Consider the following 5,956-nt stretch of genomic DNA (forward strand, 5'->3'; position numbering starts at 1 on the left):
CGGTGCCACCCCGCACCCCCCCTCCCCTCCGTCACACGGTCGCGTCTACTGCTGCGGTGGCGGCGGGCGGAACCCCTCGCCCCCGGCGGTGCCGCCGTCCTTGCCGTCCTTGCGCTCGCGGCGGCGCAGGTACTGCTCGAACTCCTGCGCGATGGCGTCGCCCGACGCCTCGGGGGAGTCGACCGTGTCCCGCTGCTGCTCGAGCTGGCCGATGTAGGACGCCATGTCCTCGTCGTCGGCGGCGAGTGCGTCGATGCCCTCCTCCCACTCGGTCGCGTCGTCGAGCAGCGATCCGCGCGGGACGGTGACGTCCGTGAGCTCCTCGATCTTGTCGAGCAGCGAGAGCGTGGCCTTGGGCGACGGCGAGTTGTGCACGTAGTGCGGCACCGAGGCCCAGAGGGACAGCGTCGTGAGGCCGGCGGTGTCCATCGCGTCGGCGAGCACGCCGAGGATGCCGGTCGGACCCTCGTACGAGGAGCGGTCGACGTCGAAGGCCGAGCGGACGCCGGCGTTCTCGCTCGACACGAACACCGAGATGGGTCGGGTGTGCGGCACGTCGGCGAGCATGGCGCCGACGAAGACGACGGCGTCGATCGAGTAGACGTCGGCGAGGTCGATGATCTCGGCGCAGAAGCCCCGCCACGTGCGGGACGGCTCCGGGCCGACGAGCACGAAGACGTCGCGCTCGGAGGGCGAGCCGGTGGCGCCGATCACGGGGCGGCCCTCCGCACCCGGACCGTACAGGACGATCCGCGGCCACTGTATGCCGCGGCCGCCGTTCTCGTCCGTGCCGACGTTCGGGCGGTTGAACTGGTAGTCGACGTACCGCTCACCGTCGAGCTCGCGGAGCTCGTCGAGGCCGAGTGACTCGACGATGCGCCTGGCGAGACCGCTCGCCGCTTCTCCGGCGTCGTTCCAGCCCTCGAAGGCGACGACGAGCAGCCGACCGTCGCTGAAGGGGGAGTGCTGTGGCACGGACGGGACCTCCTGGTGGTGGAGCGGGGCGCGGGCGGCTCGCGGGCCGCGCGCGACCGGACATTCGCAGCCACAAGGATAGGGCCGGAGGAGCGGGGCGCGTCCACCCGTCCGCGGTGAGCGGAACGCGGGCGGACCGCCCCGGTAGACTCGTCGCCCGTGACCGCGCAACCCTCCGCCCTCGTCCCGCCCGCAGCCGTGCTGTGGGACATGGACGGCACGATCATCGACACCGAGCCGATCTGGCAGCAGTCCCAGGTCGAACTCACCGACCGCTACGGCGTCGTCTGGACCCACGAGGACGGTCTCGCCCTGGTCGGCAGCGGCCTCGAGCGCTCCGGCGAGATCCTCCGCGACAAGGGTGTCGACATGGACGTCGAGGAGATCATCCAGTGGATGACCGAGTACGTCATGGTGCGCCTGCGCGACGGAGACCTGCCCTGGCGTCCCGGAGCGCGCGAGCTGATCGAGGGCCTGCACGACCGCGGCATCCCGACCGCCCTCGTCACGATGTCCCGCCGGAAGATGGCGCTCGTCGCCGCCGAGGCCCTCGGTGACCGCGGATTCCGGGTCGTCGTCGCCGGTGACGACGTCGATCGCCCGAAGCCCTTCCCCGACGCCTACCTGTCCGCCGCAGCGCAGCTCGGCGTCGACCCGACCGCGTGCGTCGCGATCGAGGACTCCGCGACGGGCGTGGCGTCGGCGGTGGCCTCCGGGGCCGTCACGGTGGCCGTGGAGCACATCGTCCCGCTGTCGGACATCGCCGGGGGCGACGTCCACCTCACCACCCTCGCGGACGTCGACGTCGACCGGCTCGTCGAGCTGACCGGCCCGGCCCTCGCCGCCCGCACCCAGGAGGTCGCACGATGACCGACCCGCTGCCGAACCCCACCGAGTCGCTGCCGCACACCGCGGGTGGCGCACCGCACACCCCGCCGCGCGGACCCTTCCGCGCGGGCGACCGCGTGCAGCTGACCGGGCCGAAGGGCAAGCTCACGACCCTTTCGCTCGAGGTCGCCGGGGAGTACCACACCCACCGCGGTGTCCTGCGGCACGACGACGTCATCGGGCAGCCGGACGGCTCGGTCATCCGGGCGAGCACCGGCGACGAGTACCTCGCGCTGCGCCCGCTCCTCAACGACTACGTGATGTCGATGCCGCGTGGTGCGGCGATCGTGTACCCGAAGGACGCCGCCCAGATCGTGGCCTTCGCGGACGTCTTCCCCGGAGCCCGCGTGGTCGAGGCCGGGGTCGGTTCCGGAGCGCTCTCGCTGTTCCTCCTGCGCGCGATCGGACCGACCGGCCAGCTGCAGTCGTTCGAGCGTCGCGAGGAGTTCGCCGCCATCGCCCGCGGCAACGTCGGCACGTTCCTCGGCGCCGTCCCGGACAACTGGTCGGTCACCGTCGGCGACCTCGTCGACGAGCTGCCGGCCGCCGCCGAGCCGCAGAGCGTCGACCGGGTCGTCCTCGACATGCTGGCGCCGTGGGAGTGCGTCGACGCCGCGGCGGACGCCCTCGTCCCCGGCGGCCTCATCGTCTGCTACGTGGCGACCGTCACGCAGCTGTCCCGCACGGCCGAGGCGCTCCGCGACACCGGGCGGTTCACGGACCCGCAGTCGAGCGAGACGCTCGTCCGCACCTGGCACGTCGAGGGGCTCGCCGTGCGACCGGACCACCGCATGGTCGGGCACACCGGCTTCCTCGTCACGGCCCGACGGCTGGCCGACGGCGTCGTGCCGCCGAACCTGAAGCGTCGCGCAGGCAAGGCGGAGTTCTCCGACGAGGACGTCGAGGCCTGGACACCCGGCGCCGTCGGCGAGCGGTCCGCCAGCGACAAGAAGCTGCGCAAGGTCGCACGGCAGGCGGCGGCACAGGCACGCAAGGTCGCCGCTGCCGAGGCCGGGTCCGCCGGGTCGGACGCGGACGGCCCTGATGACGAGGCCCGGTAGGCTACGCGTCGTGCCCGTCCTGCATCGAACGGAAAGAGGGTCCGTGCGCACCATCCCCGCACTCCTGGTCACCATCGGCCTCGCCGCAGCACTCACCGGGTGCGCGGCGAGCGGGGCCGGATCCACGCCGTCCAGCTGCGCCGCTCCCGGTGCCGCGTCCGAGGCGGTCACCGCCACGGGCACGTTCGGCAAGGAGCCGAAGGTCAGCATCCCGAGCGGCCTCACGACGAAGGGCACGCAGGTCTCGGTGCTCCGACAGGGCGAGGGTCGCGAGATCGAGGACGGCACGCCGGTCGTCATCGAGTACACGCTCGTCGACGGGTCGACCGGTGACGTCGCACAGACCAGCGGCTACTCCGGGCAGACCGCGCCGATCACCGCGGGTGCCGACAACTACGGCGCACTCGGCGCCTCCCTCGAGTGCGCACACGTCGGGGACCGCCTCGCGGTCGCCCTGCCGAAGAGTGCGCTGAGCTCCTCGACCACCGGTGACACGGGCAGCACGTCGAAGAAGACCGAGGACGCCGTCATCGCCGTCATCGACGTCAAGAAGGCCTTCGACGCCCGAGCCACCGGGACCCCGCAGCTCGCCGGCGACGGCATGCCCGCCGTCGTCCTCGCGCCGTCGGGAGCCCCCGGCATCACGATCCCCTCGTGGTCCGCTCCGAAGTCGGACGAGACGCACCTGCTCCGCAAGGGGCACGGCACTCGGCTGTCCGACGAGGACACGGCCGTCATCAAGTACACGGCCGTCTCGTGGCCGACCGACGGTGCCGACCCCTCGGTGGCGGGTTCGAGCTGGACCGACGGCTCCGGGGCGCAGACCGTGCCGCTCACCAAGGGCCAGGTGCAGGAGGGGGTCCGGAACGCCATCGTCGGGCACCGCGTCGGCGACCAGGTGCTCGCGATCGTGCACCAGCAGGGTGTGGCGTACGCCTACGTGATCGACGTCCTCGGGCAGATCTCCGCCTGACCCGACCGGACCGTCCACCGACCACGGCGCGGGTGCACTCCGGTGCACCCGCGCTGCCGTAGGATCGGCTCGTGCCAGCGACCCGTGTGCCCCGTGTGCCTGCCGAGGAACGGCTGTTCAGCCTGGTGCTCGCGCTGCTCTCGACGGAGTCCGGGCTGACGAAGTCCGAGATCCTGGCGAACGTGCAGGGCTACCGGCAGCGGTTCACCACGGGCGGCGACAACGCCTCGCTGGAGCGCCAGTTCGAGCGTGACAAGGACGACGTCCGCGAGCTCGGCATCCCGCTCGAGACGATCGAGACACCGGGTGCCGCGGGCAACAACCAGACGCTCCGGTACCGGATCCCGAAGGGCGAGTACGACCTGCCCCTCGACGTCCGCTTCACGCCGGACGAATCCGCACTCCTGTCCCTCGCAGCGATGGCCTGGCGCGAGGGCGCACTCTCCGCCGACTCGCGCCGTGGTCTGCTCAAGGTCCGCTCCGCCGGGTCCGAGGACGACGGCGCCGGGGCCCTCGGCGTCGACGCCTACGCCCCGCGGCTCCGGGCCAGGGACGCAGCGTTCGAACCGCTGCGTGCGGCCCTCGACCGTTCCGCCGCGGTCCGCTTCGACTACATCACACCGGGGCAGCACGAGCCGCGTCGGCGCGACGTGGCACCGCTCGCCCTCGTGCAGCACGGCGGCCGCTGGATGCTCGCCGCGCACGAGTTCGCGACGGACAGCGAGAAGAACTACCTGCTCTCCCGGATCATCGGACCGGTGGCGCAGTACGAGGTCGGGCAGCACCCGGCCCCGGCGGGCGCGGGCGAACGGGCGCTGGCGGAACTCGAGCGCATCTGGGCGGCTCGCACCGCGCGCATCCGGGTCGCGCCGGGATCGGACGCCGAACGCCGGCTCGCCCGCCGGCGCGACACCGAGACCGACGACGACGGCGTGCTCGTGCTGCACCACGTCGACCCCCAGATCCTGGCGGAGGAGCTCGCCGCCTTCGGTCCCGAGGTGCGCGTGCTCGAGCCCGACGACCTGCGCCGACGGGTGACCGACCGCCTCCGCGCGCTCGTCGCCGACCACGACGACGAGGGGGAAGCCCGTGGCTGAGCAGCAGCCGCTCCAGGCGCAGGACAAGCTCGCGTTCCTGCTCGCCCTCGTGCCGTACCTGATCGACCGCGAGCGCGTCTCGGTCGCCGAGGCCGCCCGACACTTCGGCGTCCCCGAGACCCGGATCCGACGCGCCGTCGAGCTCATCGCCGTCTCGGGCGTCCCCGGCGAGACAATGCAGTACCAGCACGGCGACCTGTTCGACATCGCCTGGGACGACTTCGACCAGAACGACATGATCGTCCTGACGAACCTCGTCGCGATCGACGACTCCCCGCGGCTCTCCGCGCGCGAGGCATCAGCACTCATCGCCGGCCTGCAGTACCTGTCCGCCCTGCCCGAGGCCGCCGACCGCGACGCGATCCGCGCGCTCATGGCGAAGCTGTCCCGCGGGGCCGGCGGCGCGGCTGCGAACGTCGCGGTCGGCCAGGACCTGCACGACGTCGCCCTCGCGACCATCCGTCGCGCGATGGCCGACGGTCGTGGGCTCGCGTTCGAGTACGCCGGGCCGCGCACCCAGGGGAGCACGCGCCGCGTCGACGCGCTGCGCGTGGAGTCGATCGACACCGACTGGTACCTGCGCGCGTGGGACCTCGACCGACAGGCCCTCCGCACGTTCCGGCTGGACCGGATGTCCGGGGTGCGGGTCGATGACCGCCCGGCGGAGAAGTCGATCGACGACGTGGTGATCCCGGACACGCTGTTCCAGCAGGCCGCCGAGGACGTGATCGTCACCGTCGAGCTCGACTCGTCGTCGCTGCCGCTCGTGGCGGACTTCCTCGCGGACACCGCGGACGCGCCGGACGCCGACGGTCGGGTGCGCATCCGGCTCGCCGCGTCGAACGGCTTCGACGGGGTGGTGCGGCTCGTCGCGGGTCTGCCCGGTCGCGCGGTCGTGCTCGACCCGCCGGCCGCACGGGCCGCGGTGCGCGACTTCGCTGCGGCGGCCCTGGCCGCCGACT

At 72.8% G+C, this 5,956-nt stretch carries 6 protein-coding genes; 5 read left to right on the top strand and 1 reads right to left on the bottom strand.

Annotation, left to right across the window (positions count from 1 at the left end; genetic code table 11):
* Positions 1 to 45: 45 nt before the first annotated feature.
* On the bottom strand, positions 46 to 975 hold the full coding sequence (locus Q7F20_RS17535) for a proteasome assembly chaperone family protein (RefSeq protein ID WP_305741348.1): 930 nt from the start codon (positions 973 to 975) through the stop codon (positions 46 to 48).
* 159 nt (positions 976 to 1,134) lie between these two features.
* On the opposite strand from Q7F20_RS17535, the gene Q7F20_RS17540 reads away from it, so the two are divergent.
* The 5 genes from Q7F20_RS17540 to Q7F20_RS17560 form a co-directional block, all read left to right on the top strand.
* Entirely contained in the window at positions 1,135 to 1,845 is a 711-nt protein-coding gene (locus Q7F20_RS17540) for an HAD family phosphatase (protein WP_305741349.1), read from the top strand.
* Complete coding sequence (locus Q7F20_RS17545; protein ID WP_305741350.1) at positions 1,842 to 2,924, top strand: tRNA (adenine-N1)-methyltransferase; 1,083 nt, start codon at positions 1,842 to 1,844, stop codon at positions 2,922 to 2,924. The genes Q7F20_RS17540 and Q7F20_RS17545 overlap by 4 nt, the downstream gene beginning before the upstream one ends.
* Before the next feature lie 43 nt (positions 2,925 to 2,967).
* Positions 2,968 to 3,897, top strand: coding sequence for a hypothetical protein (locus Q7F20_RS17550; protein ID WP_305741351.1), 930 nt, complete (start codon positions 2,968 to 2,970; stop codon positions 3,895 to 3,897).
* A gap of 71 nt (positions 3,898 to 3,968) precedes the next feature.
* Complete coding sequence (locus Q7F20_RS17555) at positions 3,969 to 4,994, top strand: YafY family protein (RefSeq protein WP_305741352.1); 1,026 nt, start codon at positions 3,969 to 3,971, stop codon at positions 4,992 to 4,994.
* Positions 4,987 to 5,956 (top strand): YafY family protein (locus Q7F20_RS17560; RefSeq protein ID WP_305741353.1); only part of this gene is annotated, 970 nt, incomplete at its 3' end. The genes Q7F20_RS17555 and Q7F20_RS17560, both read left to right, overlap by 8 nt.

It is taken from the genome of Curtobacterium sp. A7_M15 (assembly GCF_030705415.1).
In the GTDB taxonomy this organism is placed as follows: domain Bacteria; phylum Actinomycetota; class Actinomycetes; order Actinomycetales; family Microbacteriaceae; genus Curtobacterium.